The organism is Dactylosporangium sp. CA-139114 (genome assembly GCF_050955725.1).
Taxonomy (GTDB): domain Bacteria; phylum Actinomycetota; class Actinomycetes; order Mycobacteriales; family Micromonosporaceae; genus Dactylosporangium.
Window position 1 is genome coordinate 361,383 of the sequence record NZ_CP192080.1, and the last position, 17,023, is coordinate 378,405.

Here is a 17,023-nt window from a genome sequence, read left to right on the forward strand (position 1 = left end):
GTCACGATCGATCATGGCGATCTCGCCTGGACATCGATGCCACACGCCCATGCCGCCGTGGGGCACCTTGGTTGTTGATCACGTTTCCGCTCATGGCCGCCGTGCGTGCGCGGCGGTCGGCCAGAGCTCGTGACTCTGTCGGCCGCGGGTCTGTGTCGCTCTTTCGGGTGACGAGCCGCTGTTCCGAACGTCGCCATGCGCACACCGTCATCGGGGTAAAAGTTGGCCTTTGCGCACGAGACGCCTCCAGTCCAAGATCATTTGAGGACGCTCGTGAATCAGGCGCCCAGCGGAGTCTTGTAGATCCTCTCTTGGTGCCATCGCAGATACTGAGGATGCGGTGAGCTCGCGCCCTCAGGCAAGAGGGGCGATCGGCGATTGGCGGGCGCCCGAACGCGGCTTTGGCGGCAACGCTTTGTTGAACTAGGTCAACGACGTGCGGCTTGATGTGAATGCGAAGGCCCCCGTTTACGGTCAGCAGACCGGTGTCGAAGGCGACGTCGTGTGTGGGGCAGGCGGCGACTCCGTTCCGGACATCGAGCCGTTCGCTTGTTTTGCAGTCGCGCCAGGGCTTGATATGGCTGGCTACGAGCATGCGCTGTGCCCGAGCGTCCGCGAGGTTTACGCCAAGGCCGCAAAACGCGCACTGGTACCCGTGGTTGTGCAGGACGTCGCGAGCGAAGCGGTGTTGCCCGATTGGCGCCGTGGCGAGTAGGAGCCGTTCGGTCGTGCGGGTATCGAGATCTGTTCTTGACTGTGCCCAACGGGCGACGTCCTCGTGGAGGGCCATCTCGATGTCGATGTCACTGAGCTCGTCTTGACCGAGCAGCGCGATTTCCGGGGCCGCGTACTCCAGTCCTAGGAAGTCCGGGAGCATAGCACTGTCGATGCCGACATTTCGTGCCGCTTGCAGGACGATCTGGTACTTCACCGCCAGCTCTGCCGGCTGCGCGAGCAGGTGGGCGGCGATCTCGATCTCGTGTCTGGCACCGTTGGTGCGGCTACCGTCGAGGTTCGCCATCTTCGCCAGGATGCTGCTGTTGGGTCTACGGAAGAGGCGTGCGAGTGTTGGCACGGGTTCCTGCGCCTTGTGGCTGGTGGAGCCGCCGTACCGACGATGATTGACCCGGAGGCCTGCCGCTAATGACAAGAGGGTCTCGACTGGGGTGAAGTTAACCTGGCGGCCAGCCTGCATGACGCTGCGCGCCTCGATTGACCGCCATTGCGCCTGGGCATCGGCGGGTTGCAGGGCGAGGTAGTCACGTGGCGTGAGCACAGGGATTCTAGTTCCTCTCGACGATCGAGTGTCGCATCCCGGCCCGAAGCCGATCCGGAGCGATCGTCCGCCCGCGACTTGCAAGGACATGTTCTGCAAGGACGTTGGGAGTGGTCACATCGACAGTCTGCAACCCGACACATCGAGCCATTTTCGTGCGCCCAGCAGAGTGGCGGTTGACCGTGTAGGTGGTTGATCTTCGTTCGTAAGCTCGTCATCGCTTGCCGATGGAAGTCCGGTCCGGGTAGCTGCCAGGAGGTCACGGCAGCGAGACATCCTCACGGGAAACTGGGAGAGCTTCGAAGGCTGCCGGACCTACCGCATGGGCCTTGCCACCGCGCCAGTTCACGACCCTCCATCGTGACGGTGCTGGTCAGCTCTTCCGTGCATCGGTCAGATCGTTGGAGGCGTACCGACGCCACGTCGAGCAGGAAGGTGGTTATCCTTGGTTTTCTAAGGACCCGTGGAGACCATCGATGGCTCGACCGATTTTCGGCTAGGAGTATGCGGTGCTGCCAACCTTCCCGGACGTAGTTCAGGTTGAGGTGATCGATGCGGACGACTTGTGCGTCGTGTGGCTAGTGTGCCGCGCCACAAGTTCGCCTTATAAATAGGTGTAGGGTGATGGGATGCCGAGGACCGGGCGTCCCACCCCGCCGCTGGTGTTGTCCGACGAGGAGCGCGCGACGTTGGTCCGCTGGTCGCGGCGGGCGAAGTCGGCGCAGGTCCTGGCGATGCGGGCGAAGATCATTCTGGCGTGCGCCGAGGGCACGTCGAACACTGATGTGGCCACGGCTTTGGGTGTGCATCTGTCCACTGTGGGCAAGTGGCGGCGGCGGTTCCTGGCCGAGCGTCTGGACGGGCTGATCGACGAGCAGCGGCCGGGCCGGCCGCCGTCGATCAGCCTGGACCGGGTGGAAGAGGTGGTGGTGGCCACCCTGGAACAGACGCCGCGCAACGCTACCCACTGGTCGCGCACGTCGATGGCGCAGCGGTCGGGGCTGTCGAAGTCCACGATCGGACGGATCTGGCGGGACTTCGGGCTGAAACCGCACCGGGCGGACACGTTCAAACTGTCGACCGACCCGCTGTTCATCGAGAAGGTCGTTGACGTGGTCGGGCTCTATCACAACCCACCGGAACGGGCGGTGGTGCTCTGCGTTGACGAGAAGTCCCAGATCCAAGCGTTGGACCGTTCGCAGCCGGTGCTGCCGATGATGCCGGGCATGCCCGAGCGGCGTACCCACGACTACGCCCGTAACGGGATCACCAGCCTGTTCGCCGCGTTCAACGTGGCTGACGGCACTGTGATCAGCCAGCTGCACCGCCAGCACCGTGCCGCCGAGTTCCAGAAGTTCCTGGTCGCGATCGACAAGACCGTGCCGGCGGAACTGGATGTGCATCTGATCTGCGACAACTACGGCACCCATAAGACCCCGGCCATCCGGGCCTGGCTGGCCCGCCACCCCCGCTTCCACATGCACTTCACCCCGACCGGCTCGTCCTGGATCAACCAGGTCGAACGCTGGTTCGGGTTCCTCAGCGAGCAGAAGATCCGCCGCGGCGTCCACAAGAGCGTCCAAGCCCTGGAAGCGGACATCCGGGCGTGGATCGCTGACTGGAACAGCAACCCACGCCCGTTCATCTGGACCAAGACCGCCGAGGAGATCCTGGAGTCACTCGCCCGATTTTGTAGGCGAATTTCTGACGCAGGACACTAGAGGAGGCAATTGAGGGTGTGGGGGACAACCTCCTGTACCAGGAGATCGCGGAAGTGTCCTGGGAGGAGGTAGCCGAAGCGATCTCAGCCGAACAAGAGCTGCTCGCCGTGGCGTCGCTGGCGACCGGCGATGAGGACTTCGACCAAAGAGCGGACGCGGCTGTGCGCGATCGGTACACCGGTGAGCGATATACGTACGATGGCACTGAAATTGATGAGGGCCCACTTACCCGGTTCCAAGATCTCGACCTCGGGGTTATGTCCGCCGTCGCGGCGCTGGTCGCGTCGGGCTGCTTGACGACGACGAGTTGCCGAGGGCATCACTCGAACCGAGGTGAGCGTCGGCCACTGGTGCGATTCATCTGCGACGACAAACGACTGCCGTTGATCTCGGCGGCGGCAGCCGAAGCGGGCTGCGGACTGCATTTGGATACCTGGGGCATGCTTCAGCTGTACGCCTCGGAGGTGAATGCTTTCGTGCGATTCGCGTCGCGGCTACTCGCCCGCCGAGAAACGTTCGCCTCCTTCTCGATGGAGAACCTATTCGAGTCGCGAGATGTCTACGGCGAGTACCTCGAAGACTGGGAGGCCGACCACGATCTGGAGTACTTCAGCAGGCGGGAGCTGCTCCTGATGCGACAGCGGATCGCGTCATTAAACCCTATCGAGGGTCAGGATCGGCTCTTTTGAGCTATTCGTTTACAGACGTCGACGTAACGGTCGGATGACGTACCTCACTTCGATCCCGCATCGTTCGCCGATGGCCTGATTCCTTCGTCGATCCGCCGCTTCGATCTCCGCGTCGGTTCGTACGGAGAGTGCGATGCCAGGGCGTCCGTGCTCCTTGACGCCAGCGGTCAAGGCGGCCCACAGCAGGTCCTTGAACTGGTTGGGCGGTCCCCAGCAGACGTAGCGCTGTGTCGTGCCGTCCGTCGCCAGGCAGTGAGGTGGCTTGTCCGCTTGGCTGTCCGGGATATAGGTCCACTCGCCTCCGAACGTCGGGTCGATAAAGTCCGATGGCGGGGGGTAATGCATGGAGGTGAACTGCGCGAACCGACCCATGTTCTCGAGTGCCCGGGCGTATTCCTTGAGTGGGACTTCCTTGATCCACAGGTGCGGGTTGGGTATGAACCGTCCGAGGAGGCCACCGATTCGGGGGTCTTGGACCCACTGGTTGTACTGGGCGGTCTTGGTTTGTGCGGGCAGGCGCTCCCAGTCGAGGGCGTCGGCGTCGGCGTAGAGGAGTTTGAGGACCTCGTCGCGGACACTGAGGGGGATGTTCGGCGCTGTCGGCATCTTTCAACTGCCCGTCTCGAAGGTAGCGGGGAACTGGAGGCGGTGCTCGTCGTAAGCGGTCTCGAGGCTAGCCGCGTCTTTGATCCACTCTTCCATGAGCGACTCGACTCGCTGATCGGAAAAGGTGATCGTTGAATCGTGCCCTAGCGGAAGCGTCTCGACCTCGATGGCGTCCATCTCACGTCGCAGCTTGAGGGTGGCGGCGATGCGCCGCAAGTCGCTGACGAAGTCTAGGACGGCGACGCGGTCCTTTCCCTCTCGCAGCCGGAGGCCTCGGCCGAGCTGTTGAACGAAGATGCGTCGGCTGTGGGTGACACGCGCGAAGCACAGAATGTTGACGTCGGGGATGTCGACACCTTCGTTCAGGATGTCAACGGCCGTGAGGATGCTTGTCTCGCCGGCGCGAAACGCGAGCAGTCGTCGTTGCCGTTCCCTCATGGGCAGGCCGGCGTGGACGGCTTGGCTGGTGCCCCACGGCGGTGAGTCGTTCAGCATGTCGGCCATGCGTTCGGCATGTTCGATGGTGCGGCAGAAGACGAGCGCGCGCGGACGCGACGTGCGGTTCCACACAATGGCGAGTTCGTCTCGGATGGCCTCGTCACGCCCGGGGAGGAACAGGCGGGCGTTGAGTTCTTTGAGGCTGTAGCCGTATTCGCTGGCACTGCGGACGACGTCCCAGTCGATGTTGTCGACGAAGAGCCGGTAATCGACTTGGGCCAGGTAGCCGCGACGCATGCCCTCCTCGATGCCGAGGGTGAAGCTGGGCTCGCCGAAGTGCGCGGTCAGGTCGTATCGATCGCCGCGCCACGGAGTGGCGGTGACGCCGAACTGCCGTGCTGTCGACAGCCGGTCGAGCAGCTCGGCGAACTGGCCGTTCTCGCCGACGTGGTGTGCCTCGTCGACCATGACGAGGTCGGGCTTGTAGCCGATCCGGACGACGGCGAGTGCGGTGGCGACCGTCGCGCACGTGACGCCGCTGAGGTCGTCGGGCCGGTCGTCACCGGTGAGCAGTCGGGTGCGGACGTGCTTGGGCAGGTGTCTCCACAAGGCTCGTTCAAGCTGTGCCACGAGATCTCGGGTGTGCGCGACTACCAGGATGTTGCTGCTCGGCGTACGGCGTAGGCATTCGGCGATGACGGAACCGCCGACGACGGTCTTGCCCATGCCGGTGGCGAGGATGAGCATGGCGCGGCCGCGGTGGTCGAGATCGGCACCGATCGCCGTGACGGCGTCGCGCTGGTATGGACGCAGTTCGACCTGGTCGAGGTTGGCGGGGGCGCGCTCGTATGCCCGGCGTAGAACGTCGCCCGTCCAGAACTTGATCGGGCGTGTGATCGCCGCGAGTTCCTCGGCGCGGCGGAGTGCTTTCGGGCCGGGGACACTCGTGGTGACCACGGCGGCCTCGTCGGCGCGGTAGAACTCGCGTGCGCGCTGCACCTCATCGACGGCCTCGGCGCCGATAGGCCCGTTCAGCTTCCACTTGCACTGCAGCACCCAGCCTCGGCCACCGTGCCAGCCGAGCACGTCGGCTCCGCCGTCGCCGGAGCCGTCGATGGTCGCGAGGTCGGTGAAGCCGAGGTGCATCAAGAGCCGTTCGACCTGTCGGGGGAACTGCCGTGGTCCAACGTCGCGTAGGAAGGACGCGTCCATGAAGGTCATGACCCGGTCCCCCTTATGTCTCGTCCAGTTCGCGTTCGACGAGGTCGCAGCTGAGCCGCATACGCTGCAGCTCGTCGACCTCCAGCCGGGGCGTGTGGTCGGCCATCAGGGCGATCTCGCTGACGAGGCTGGTCACCCGGGACAGACCGAGCGAGCGGGCGGTCTCGTCCGTGAGTGTGCCGAAGCGGCGCCGGAAGACGCGCCCGTCGAGGAAGGCGTCGGGTCGCCGTTCGATGAGCCTGACCACGGCCGAGGCCGGCAGGTAGTGGATGAACTCACCGTTGTCGATCATGTCCTCCCAGCCGCCGCCAGCGCGTTCGAGCGCGAATCGGCGTTCGGCCTCCGCCGTCTCGCCGGGTAGCAGCATGTTCCAGTAGCCGGTAGGCGAGCCCTTGATCTCCTGGAGCATGAGGGCACGGATCCGGTCGAGGAGGTCGCGTGAGCGTTTGGCCAGGGAGTCGACGGTGATTCGGCGGTCGTTGGATGCCCTGAGCTTGATCTTCTCCAGCACGGTGATCAGCGGTTGCTTCGCGCCTGGGGTCCTGGCGATCAGGAACTCGGCGAGGATGACCTGGACCAGTTCGGTGAGGTCGACGCCGAAGTCGGTCAGCATCGGGTGTCTCCGGGCGAGGTACACCTCGACGCGTGGCGCGCGGGCGAGGTGCGCGAAGATCGGCACCGATCGTCCGGTCGGATCGATCAGTTCAGCCTCGTCGACGGCGTAAACGGTGACATCGGCTTTGCCGAGTTCGGCGGCATCGAAGCGGCCACCGTGTGCGGGTGCCAGCGTGGCGGACTGACGGTAACGGCTGAGTCGATCATCCACGGTCTCCGACCTGGAGGGCGGCGCGGGCGCTACCGGTCCCCGCTGTGGCGGTGCGTTGTCCGTTGGAGACGCCGATGTGCCGCCACCTGGAGTACCTGCCGGCTGTCCGTCGCCTGCGCTGGCTGGGTCGGTGAGCCCCATCTCGTCAAGGACGTCTCCCGGCTCACCGGGGGCGGGCGCGGGGCTGGTGAGGCCCTTGTCGTGCTGTTCGGCGGCCTGGTACCAGATTTCGTCGCTCTGGTAGGCGGGGTCGCCCTTGCGGAAGCGTTCGACCCAGTCAGTGACCTTGTCCCGCAGGGCGGTCTGCCCATTGCCGGGAATCAGGTATTTCAACCCGGGCTTGTCGGTGCGGAAGCCCGTGTACAGCAGGGCGAGGGGGCTGCGATTCTCCTCGAACCCACGCTTCTTGGCGATGTTCGGCCGCAGCGGGGCCTCACCACGGATGGTACGGACGACCTTCTTCCACTCGCGTGTGTCGTACTCGAAGGCGGTCTTCTGGTAGTTGACGGCGACATGATCGCAGTGGATCTCTCCGACGATCCGGCCCTCGTTGCGAGGGTTGTCGATCGGATACTCCTTCTCCGGGTCTTCATTGCCGGTCGGGTCGACCCAGTCGAAGATGCTGTGGTCGCGCAGCAGGATCTTGCGGCCGTTGCGGAGGAAGTCGATGCCGTAGTCGCTGGAGTGCAGGTAGCGCTGGATACCAATCCACCCGTGAATTCGCTGTTCGCGGACCTCCAGCCGGCCCCCGTCCGGGCAGAACACGCAGCTGTCGTGGTCGGCCGCCTGCCATTTGCCGCAGACGGCGCAGGCCTTCATCGTGCCCATGGTCACGTCGATGTGCTGGACGGCGTGGATGTCGACGCCGTTACGCGTGACGTACCGTTCCTCGCCCCAGACGCACGGCCGACGCGGCTCGACCTTGCGCAGGTTGACGATGATCTCGAATTCGTGTTCACGCAGCAGGTAGCTGTAGACGTCACCCAGCTTGGTGCGAATGGCCTGATGCGCTTGGAGCAGGGCGAGCCGCTCGGGCCGCAGCGCGCTGATGATGACCTTCGTCCCGTGCTCGGCGGGATCGTCCTTGGGCTCGTACGTGACCGGAACGTCATAGGTCCTGCCCGCGCTGAGAGCTGGCAGGTCGAGCGTGACCACTGTCCAGTGCGGGTCGTCGGCGCGGGTGGTCCGTACCTGGGTGCGCTGACCGAGTCTTGCGGTGGCGATGTTGAAGCCCATGCCGAACAGGCCGAGTGCCCCGTGAGCGCTGTTGGAGGTCCAGCCCGCGCGGATCGCGTTGTTGAGCGTGGCGAGGTCCATGCCGCGCCCGTTGTCGACGACCCAGACCTCCGCGCTCTTGAGGTCGCTCCCTTTCGACGGCAGAGAGATCTTGACCGTGGGCCTTTCCCCGCCGGCGTGACCGGCCGACAAGAACTCGTCGAAGGCGTTGTCGATGAGCTCGGCGAGGCACTGCCATGGACTGAACTCGATGTCGCCCAAGACGCTGAGAATCCGTGGATCCGGTGTCACATCGATGGCCTCGATCGCCACGCTTACTCCCAGGCAAATCTGATCACGTTCGACACGGACGAAAGGTTGCTGGGTCGCGACGTGGAAAGAGATGTCCGCGGTGACCCAGATGCGAAGCGTAACGGATAGCCCGCTCGATGCCTATCCCTATCGGCCCTGGGGCGGCCGATAAGGCGCTGGTCCGCGCTCAACGAGAACAATGGCGCATTCGTTGAATTGCGCCTACGGCTCGACGTTAACAAGCCGAATCGTTGACGTCAAGCAATCATGTCGAAAGTCGTAATACTCGCTAAATGGACATACCGTCTCGACCGAGCGGCTATGCGGCAACAACCGTTCCGGCGAAGCATTCCGCGAGGAAAAAGTCGTACCCGTGTGTTCTCATCTTTGGCGTCGGGCGGTCGATGGAGCCGGTGGCGATGTTGCGGACGGGCGCGACGAAGCGGAGGTCTGGCAATGCGTGACGAGTTGGTCGCGAGGACAGTCGCGGTACTGGTCGAGGACGCCGAGCGACTCGGCGTCCTGACGTGGGACCACGTCGTCGGGATCGTCGCGCGTCGTGGACTTGACGCCGACGAGGTAACCGGGGTCCTTACTCGGCTCGCGGATGAGGGTGTGACCGTTGAGCGGGAGGTCGAGGACGCGCACTCGTTGGATGATCCGTCTGATCGGGCGATAGCCTCGGGTCTTCCCGCGCAGATGCGTCGTCATCCGATACTGACGGCCGAGGCCGAGGTCGCGCTCGGCCGACGTATCCAGCTCGGCCTCGCCGCGCGAGAGCGGCTCAATGGCGACGCCGATGTCGCTTCGGTGCGTGGGCTGATCGACGATGGCGACCGGGCCCGGGACGAGTTGGTGCGCTCAAACCTGAGATTGGTGGTTAGTGTCGCGCAGCGATACGCACAGAGCGCGGGTGACCTAGACTTCGACGATCTTGTTCAGGAGGGAATCGTCGGGTTGCAAAGAGCCGCGGAGAAGTTCGATCCAGGGCTCGGATTCAAGTTCTCGACGTATGCCACTTGGTGGATCAGGCAGGCCATTGGTCGCGGCATCGATATGGCCGGCTACCCTATACGCCTTCCTGTGCATGTATGGGAACGGGTTCGCAAGATTAATGGCTACGCACGTTCTTTCGAGTCTCGGCATGGTCGACAACCAACCTTGCGAGAAGTAGCAGAGGGAGTCGAAATGGACGCCGCCGATGTCCAGGCTCTTCTGGATATCTCACGGCCACTTGTTCGCCTTGATACACCCGTCGGGGACGACGATGGCGGTGGCACGCTCGGCGAACTGTTGATGAGTAATGTGATGCCGGCTCCGGAGGAGGCCCTCTTGGCCGATGACGTGGCAGACCAAGTCAGCGGCATAATACATTCGAGGTTCGATCCCCGCTCTGTTGACATCCTCGAGCGGCGATTCGGATTCGTCAACGACGAGCCCGCCACGCTGGAGGAGATCGCCCAGGTCCATGGGGTCACACGGGAACGTGTGCGGCAGATCGAGCTGAAGCTGCTCATGATCTTGTCCGCGGACCAGGTGATCCGGGACCTCGCACACCACTGGGGCCTTCGCCCGCAGCCGAAATCACCCGCCGACAGGTACATCGCGCGCATGGCCTCGCCCAGCCCGGCGGGACGCGTCGCGGTGACCGCCTCACAGGAGAGCCGATGAGCGACCACAAGGAACGCTTTGTCCAGTGGCTGGATCAACGTGTCACCAACGCGGGTCTCGGCACTGAAGAGATTCGAAGCGCTGTTGACCCGTCGGGCGTGTTCTGGCTCGGTCGTCTCGCCCCTGAGCAAGATGCGATGGCCGAGACGCACAGGGAACGCCGGATGGATCCCTGTTCTGTGGGGATGCGAGTCAAGCCCGCGACCGATGGACCTTGGACGTTCGACGTGCGGGTCCGCGCTCGCGGGTGGAACCGGATCACGGCCGCCTCGAACGATCTCGACACCCCCGAGGAATGGCACAAGTCTGAGCTCGCCGACGTTCCCATTCGGGTCGAGGCCGAGCCGGGCATGTCCTCGTTCGACTTCGGTGTCGATGAGCTCACCTTCGCATTCCGCAGCGCTGGCATCGGTGTCGCCACCGCGGCGGTTCAAGTGTCAGACGAATCCTGGCGCGGCTCGCCCGAGCTCGTTGTGACGGTCGTGAACACCACCCCCGAGTCCGCTCACCCAAAGGGAGAGCGCTACCTGTTCGAGGTCGAACTCGTGGTCGAAGGGCTGGCCACTGCCCCCTTCGTCCTGGAGTCCCTTCCCGACAGCTTCCGCTACGAGCGGGAGCTGCCGGCGATCGGCATCAACTGTGGCGTCGAGGTAAGGCAGGGGAAGCTCGCCACCCGGGACACCATCGTGGTGTCGACCAAGCGGCCCACGTTCCGCTTCGGCTACACCGCTGAGGACAAGCTGGATTTGTCCTTCTCCGGGCTCACCGACGACCCTCTGCCGCGGCTGCGTCAACTTGTCGACGGATACGCGCGGTGGGGTCGCGAAGCCTGGTCACCGGATGCCCTGGCGCGGCGCCAAAGCGGTGGCCCGTCATGGTCGCCCGAGATGATCGCGGAGGCCGAGCGAGGACGAGAGGCGTATGAGGCCGAACTCGACCGGCTGCGCCGTGGTGTCGCCGCCCTCGAGTCCTCGCCGCAGCTGCTCCGGGCCTATCGCCTGATGAACAAGGCCATGGGCAAGACAGCCATGCGCCGCGATATCACTTCCTGGCGTCCGTTCCAAGTTGGGTTCCTACTGGGCGTACTGCCGAGCCTTGTCGAGGGACGCCGCGACTGGAACACCGTCGAGATCGTCTGGTTCGCCACCGGCGGTGGCAAGACCGAGACATATCTCGGTCTGCTCGTCCTCGCCGTCTTCTACGACCGGCTGCGTGGGAAGCACAGCGGTATCACCGCCTGGTCACGGTTCCCGCTCCGGCTGCTCTCACTGCAGCAGACCCAGCGGTTCGCCGACGCGCTGGGCTCCGCCGAGTTGGTGCGCCGAGAACACCGCGTCCCCGGCGATCCGATCGCGCTGGGCTACTACGTCGGCCGCAGCAGCACCCCGAACGACATCCCGGTGGAGCCAACCAAGGACAACCCCATCGATGTCGAGGACGACACGATGCCGGCACGATTCAACGTCCTGCTGCGCTGTCCCTTCTGCGCCGCCCGCGGTGTCTCCACCCGCTTCAACCGCCGCCACTGGCGACTTGAACACTTCTGTTCGTCGCCCAGCTGTCCCTCGGCAGGTGAGGCGCTCCCCCTGTTTGTCGTCGACAGCGAGATCTACCGCTTCATGCCCAGCGTCGTCATCGGCACACTCGACAAGGCGGCGTTGATCTCCATGCAGGCCGCTATGCGTGGCTTCGTCCACGGGCCGGCGGGAAGATGCCGCCGCCCGGGGCATGGATTCACCTACGCCAAACGCGGCAGCAGACCATCGGGCTGCCTCGTACCTGGCTGCAAGGAACCCAACGACGTCATCAAGGCACACGACAGGGCGATGTTCGCGCCGTCATTCCGCCTGCAGGACGAGCTGCACCTGCTCCGCGACTCGCTGGGAGCGGTCGACTCACACTACGAGTCGATCCTCGACGACCTGCAGATCAAGAACACCGACACCGACCCTCCGAAGATCATCGCATCATCGGCCACGCTGGCAGGGTACGAGCGGCAAACCGAGACCCTCTACGGCAGGACTGGCCGGGTGTTCCCGGCACTCGGTCCGTCGGTGCATGAGAGCTACTGGAGCGCCTCCACCACGAAGACGCTGCGCCGGTACGTCGCCGTGTGGCCCAGGGGAGTGACGCTCGAATGGGTCTCCGACCGCACCATCACCGTCCTGCAGCAGTCCGTGCGACGGCTGCGCACCGAGGCCGAGGTGGTATGCGCGCAAGCCGGTATCGACCCAGTCCACGCGGACGAACTGCTCAACCTCTACGGCACGAACGTGATCTACGGCAACACCGTCAAGGACGTCGAGGCCGCTCGCCGGTCGATGGGCTCCCAGGTACCAATCGACCCGCTCAACACCGTCTCGCTCACCGGCCAGACCCCATTCGACGACGTACGCACGGCTATAGCCGAACTCGACGGCCCGCCGGCGGAATTCGACGAACGTGTCCACGTCGTCGCCGCCTCGTCGATGTTCTCTCACGGCGTCGACATCGATAGGCTCAACATCATGACGGTGCTCGGCGTACCGCTGACCACGGCCGAGTTCATCCAGACCACCGCTCGTGTCGGCCGGACCCACCCGGGCCTGGTCTACGTGGTCCACAAAATCGGACGCGAGCGCGACGCCGGCGTCTACAGCCATTTCCAGGCGTTCGTCGAGCACGGTGACCGTCTCGTCGAGCCGATCCCAGTGACCCGCAGCAGCCGACGTGTCCTCGACCTGACCAGCGCCGCGGCGATCGAGGCTCGACGCCTGTTCTTCCACGAGCCACGCTCCGAGAAACTCAAACTCACCACCACCGACCTGCTGCGAGACCACCACCGCACCGTCGTCACGACCGTGGACGACGAGACCAAGGCATTACGCGAGATGCTCGGCATCCGCGACGACGAGCACCTGCTCGACGCCGACCTTCGCCGCGCCGTGGAGATCTACTTCACCAAGCTCAACGACCTCGGATCCGGCGCCAGATGGCCTGCTGACATCCTGCACCGCCGCCCGATGACGTCCCTGCGGGATGTCGAGACCCAGATCCCGATCAGCGACGACTAAGGAACATCATTGAAGGACAAGCGCAGCGGCACCCAGGTGCTCTACGGGCTCTTGCCCGAACAGACCGCTGACCTGCAGGGCGGCATCTGGAAGACCGTCGAATGGCGCGACCCCATCAAGGTCGACGTCGACGAGGCGGCCATCCGGCAACGTCTGGAGGCCGAGATCCTCGGTTGGACGCGAGACGTGGGCGCCGTCCACGCTTCGCGCAACCTCGACATAGAGGTCGTCAAGGTCAACGACGGCCGCGGGGTCAAGGTCGAACGATTCCCGGAGATCTACATCTGTCGGCACTGCCGGCGCGTGGAGTCCGTCCGCGACCGGGCCTGTGTTTGCGGCCAGAACAGATGGCAGCAAAGCCACTTCGTTGGCTACCACGAATGCGGCCGCATCGAGGAACCACGTATCCCCCGATGTGAACGCCACCATCAGGTGCGCATGGAGTTCCAGCCTACGATCGACGCGAGCAAGATCCTTTTCAAGTGCCCGATCTGCGATATCACGCTGCAGCGGGGCTTCGGCTTCCGCCGCTGTCCATGTGGCCGTCGCTGGCCGCAACGTGACTCCCACGCCCTGGCCTACACCGTGCACCGCTCCGCGAGCGTGTACGCGCCGCAGAGCTTCGTCCTGATCAACCCCGGTACCAAACGCCGCCTTGTTGAGATCACCGAATCCGGCGGCCCCCGCCGCGCGCTTACGTGGCTGCTCAACGGCATGCGCGAGGACCGGCCCAGCGAACGCCGGCACACCACCAGCTCCCTCGTGGACCAACTCGTCGCGAGCGGCGTGTCCCGATTGGTCGCCGAGCAGATGGCGGGACTAGCCGCTAGCCAAGGCGAGCTCACCAGTGAGGATGACCTCGGCCCCCTCGGCACCGCGCCCCCAGACCGGCTCGCACAAGCCGAACGAGAGGCGGTCGATCTAGCGCTCGCGACCTTCGACGGGCGCGTCCGGATCGAGGACCTTCTCACCGACGGCACACCCGCCGCCATGCGAGACCGCTACATGGACGGATACCCCGCCGCGATCCAACGTGCGGGGCTCGAGACCGTCGAACTCGCCGACCGCTTCCCCGTCATGCGTGCCGTATACGGCTTCACTCGCGGTGGCACGATTCCCGGCGCCGTCAACCTCAACCTCTTCAGCGGAAAACGCGGCCGCCGGGTGTACGCCGACCCTCAGCAATCCGAAGCGCTCATGTTCCGACTGGACCCGATGCTCATCGCCCGCTGGCTACGTGGCCGGGGACACCACCCGCCACAAGCGACCGGCACCCGCGACACACGCGCCGCCATCGCCAGCACCATCGACCTGCCAAGCCGGTTCAACGAGCACACCGGCGAGGCGACCCCCGGCTCGGACCTGTTGACGCTGGTCCACTCCTACGCTCACCGGGTCATCCGTCAGCTATCCGTCTTCGCTGGTGTCGATCGCGAGAGCCTCGGCGAATACCTTCTCCCCAGTCATGGCATCTTCTTCGTGTTCGCGGCGGCACGAGGCGACTTCGTCCTCGGCGGACTACAGGCGGTGTTCGAGAACGACCTGCAATCGTTTCTCGATGCCGTCGTCAACGCCGAACATCGTTGCCCGCTGGACCCGGCCTGCGAACGCAACGGCGGCGCGTGCCACGCGTGCGCGCATCTCGGCGAACCCGTGTGCAACCACTTCAACCGCTACCTTCGCCGAGAGTCGCTGTTCGGGCCCACTGGGTTCTTCGGACTCGCGAGCTAACGGGACGGACGGGTGCGGGCCGCGGCGACGGTTGCCCGCACCCGTTCGGCGCCCAAGATCGGATCCTCGTGCTCCCAGATGCGTACAACGGTCCAATTGGCCTCACGCAGCCTGGCATCGGTCTCGGCGTCACGCTCGCGATTCTTCGCGATCTTGGCCTCCCAAAAGTCGGCGTTCAGCCGCGAAGGGCGGTGATGCGCCGGGCAGCCATGCCAGTAGCAGCCATCTACGAACACAGCCACTCTGACCCGGGTGAAGACCAGGTCCGCCGTGCGCCGCAACGTCGGGACCGGGCGGATACCAACCCGGTAACGCAGGCCCAAGGCGTGTACCGCACGGCGAATGCGCATCTCCGGTCGCGTATCCCGCCCGCGGTTCCCGCGCATCACCCTTACAACCGCATCGGACGACGCGGCTGGCCTGCCAGAGGACGCTGGAGGCGTCATCGACGACCGGTCGGCCTCATCAGTTCGTTTCCTTTTCATGCCTTAGCTGCTTGCGCACGGACTTACCGACGGCCTCGGCTAGATCCACCGGCACAGCGTTACCCAGCTGGCGCATCTGCGGGCCACGCGTCCCATCGAGCATCCACTTGTCGTCGAACGTCATCAACCGCGCCACCTCCCGCACCGTCAGATAACGGTATCGCCCTCTACGATCGATGACGGCGAGCTCGCCTCCAGCGACGCCGTGCACGCCGGCCTTGATGGTCTTCGAGGGCCAATCTAGATCGCTCGGCTGATGCCCCCGATACCTCCGAGCTCCAGGCCAACCGACATGGTGCGGGGGTCCCTCGGTTGGCGTACGGTCAAGCTCGGGTTCGTCGAGGCCCTCAATGCCATCCCGCAGTGTGCGCCAGGGCTCCTTGCCGTCGGGAAGCATCTCCGTCAACGATTCGATCAGGTCCTGGCGCGGGCTGATTCCATGCCGGCTCCAATATTCGCCATTGAGTAGGTCCCGTATAAGGCTTGATTGGCTATGCGTCGTCGAAGGTGGGATCCATTCAACGTTGAGGTCCGCCCGATAGGCGACGATAAAGAGCCGTTTTCTTAGTTGCGGAACGCCGAAATCGGCGGCGTTAAGCGGGACCGGGTTCACTACGTATCGATCAGTATCTGGAATGCCATTCGCCTTGAGCCGTTTTCGTAGACGCTCGTGGTGGTGTCGCCAATTCTCGCCGTCGACGCGCTGCTCATGCGGTGCCCGTAGTCCATCAATAATGTATTCGAAGTACTCCTTGAAGGACGGTCTGGTAAGCCCAATGACGTTCTCGGCGATGATCGCCTTCGGGCGCGTCTGATGGGCGACACGGAACATCTCAGGCCAAAGATTCCGCTCGCCGCCGATCTTTTCTTCAATGTCCTCTTTCTTGCCAGCAATACTCCACGGCTGGCAGGGCACACCTCCGGCGAGAACGTCGACCTTGCCCTCGAATGGCGTGAAGTCGACGTCTTGGACCTTACCCTCGAATAGAGGCCAACGGTCGTTCTCGGTTGGAATCGATTCGGCAGCCGCAGCGAGATCCTTGCAGTCTTGCGCGCGATTGATTCTGAGGGACTCGCAGGCCCGGTGGTACAGTTCGACGGCGAGTAGATGGCGGAAGCCAGCCTTGTGTAGTCCCTCCGCAAGCCCGCCGGTCCCAGTGAACAACTCGATGCTGGTCAGCGGCGTGTCGTTGCCCGCTACTCGACCGCGATTAGAACGCTTGTCCACTGCCATCCCAGGTACCCTACCGCCACCACACGAGAAGGTGGGGCCCCGCCTCACCCTCTCCAGCCAGGTCCGCTACATCAAACATGGTCCGGCCACATCTTGCCAAGTCGTTGGATGGCAACGGAGCCGTTGCGGTGCCGCTTCGACCATGACATGCCCGGTGTAACGAGCGCCCCTTACGGTGCGTGACGATCGGATGGAGGCCGACGCGCGACGTGTTCTCTACCAGAACGGGCACACCACCCGTCGCTACTGCGGTCCCGCACCCGTGAGCCGGAAACGTGCCGACGCGAGGAATATCCATGCCGCACGTTCCCGAGACGGTAGAGGCGGCCGACGGTCCGATCGCCGCCTTCGTGGTCGACGGTGTCGCACAGATAGTCGGCGACGGTATCGGTCGGCTGTTCTCACAAGGCGGCCACACCCACCTCTGGCATGGTCGGATCCGCAGGTGGCTACGATTGTGCTCATCACGGGTACCCACGCCCGCTACTCCACTCACCCAGACAGTCGAACCTGTCCGGCCGATCGCTCCGGAACCTTCGGCGCGT

General features: G+C 64.4%; 11 protein-coding genes. 5 read left to right on the forward strand and 6 right to left on the reverse strand.

Annotation, left to right across the window (positions count from 1 at the left end):
• Window position 1: 1 nt before the first annotated feature.
• Window positions 2–1,276 (reverse strand): HNH endonuclease, encoded by a 1,275-nt coding sequence (locus tag ACQP2P_RS01685; RefSeq protein WP_433612566.1) that lies wholly within the window; start codon window positions 1,274–1,276, stop codon window positions 2–4.
• A 629-nt stretch (window positions 1,277–1,905) separates the two neighbouring features.
• Between ACQP2P_RS01685 and ACQP2P_RS01690 the strand changes: the two genes are divergently transcribed.
• The gene (locus ACQP2P_RS01690; RefSeq protein WP_433608031.1) at window positions 1,906–2,997 is read left to right on the forward strand and encodes an IS630 family transposase; all 1,092 of its coding nucleotides are present in this window, start codon (window positions 1,906–1,908) and stop codon (window positions 2,995–2,997) included.
• A gap of 17 nt (window positions 2,998–3,014) precedes the next feature.
• Window positions 3,015–3,686: a hypothetical protein gene (locus ACQP2P_RS01695; RefSeq protein WP_433612568.1), complete on the forward strand. Its 672-nt coding sequence runs from the start codon at window positions 3,015–3,017 to the stop codon at window positions 3,684–3,686.
• Window positions 3,687–3,695: 9 nt separating this feature from the next.
• On the opposite strand, the gene ACQP2P_RS01700 is transcribed toward ACQP2P_RS01695, so the two are convergent.
• The 3 genes from ACQP2P_RS01700 to ACQP2P_RS01710 are packed head-to-tail and all read right to left on the reverse strand — an operon-like array spanning window position 3,696 to window position 8,325.
• On the reverse strand, window positions 3,696–4,292 hold the full coding sequence (locus ACQP2P_RS01700; RefSeq protein WP_433612570.1) for a hypothetical protein: 597 nt from the start codon (window positions 4,290–4,292) through the stop codon (window positions 3,696–3,698).
• A 3-nt stretch (window positions 4,293–4,295) separates the two neighbouring features.
• Entirely contained in the window at window positions 4,296–5,951 is a 1,656-nt protein-coding gene (locus tag ACQP2P_RS01705; RefSeq protein ID WP_433612572.1) for a DEAD/DEAH box helicase family protein, read from the reverse strand.
• A 13-nt stretch (window positions 5,952–5,964) separates the two neighbouring features.
• A complete protein-coding gene (locus tag ACQP2P_RS01710) occupies window positions 5,965–8,325 on the reverse strand; it encodes an ATP-binding protein (protein ID WP_433612574.1) in 2,361 nt (786 codons plus the stop codon).
• A 435-nt stretch (window positions 8,326–8,760) separates the two neighbouring features.
• Between ACQP2P_RS01710 and ACQP2P_RS01715 the strand changes: the two genes are divergently transcribed.
• From ACQP2P_RS01715 to ACQP2P_RS01725, 3 genes are read left to right on the forward strand one after another with little or no spacing between them, the layout of a single operon-like run.
• Entirely contained in the window at window positions 8,761–9,975 is a 1,215-nt protein-coding gene (locus ACQP2P_RS01715) for a sigma-70 family RNA polymerase sigma factor (protein WP_433612576.1), read from the forward strand.
• Window positions 9,972–13,028 (forward strand): helicase-related protein, encoded by a 3,057-nt coding sequence (locus ACQP2P_RS01720; RefSeq protein ID WP_433612578.1) that lies wholly within the window; start codon window positions 9,972–9,974, stop codon window positions 13,026–13,028. Before ACQP2P_RS01715 ends, ACQP2P_RS01720 begins: the two co-directional genes overlap by 4 nt.
• A gap of 9 nt (window positions 13,029–13,037) precedes the next feature.
• Window positions 13,038–14,759 carry a hypothetical protein gene (locus tag ACQP2P_RS01725; RefSeq protein ID WP_433612580.1) on the forward strand — a complete coding sequence of 574 codons (1,722 nt, stop codon included), beginning with the start codon at window positions 13,038–13,040 and terminating at the stop codon, window positions 14,757–14,759.
• Here the strand turns inward: ACQP2P_RS01725 and ACQP2P_RS01730 are convergent.
• Both ACQP2P_RS01730 and ACQP2P_RS01735 read right to left on the reverse strand, forming a co-directional pair.
• Complete coding sequence (locus ACQP2P_RS01730) at window positions 14,756–15,109, reverse strand: very short patch repair endonuclease (protein ID WP_433612582.1); 354 nt, start codon at window positions 15,107–15,109, stop codon at window positions 14,756–14,758. The genes ACQP2P_RS01725 and ACQP2P_RS01730 overlap by 4 nt on opposite strands.
• A 115-nt stretch (window positions 15,110–15,224) precedes the next feature.
• The gene (locus tag ACQP2P_RS01735) at window positions 15,225–16,478 is read right to left on the reverse strand and encodes a DNA cytosine methyltransferase (protein ID WP_433612584.1); all 1,254 of its coding nucleotides are present in this window, start codon (window positions 16,476–16,478) and stop codon (window positions 15,225–15,227) included.
• Window positions 16,479–17,023: the final 545 nt, after the last annotated feature.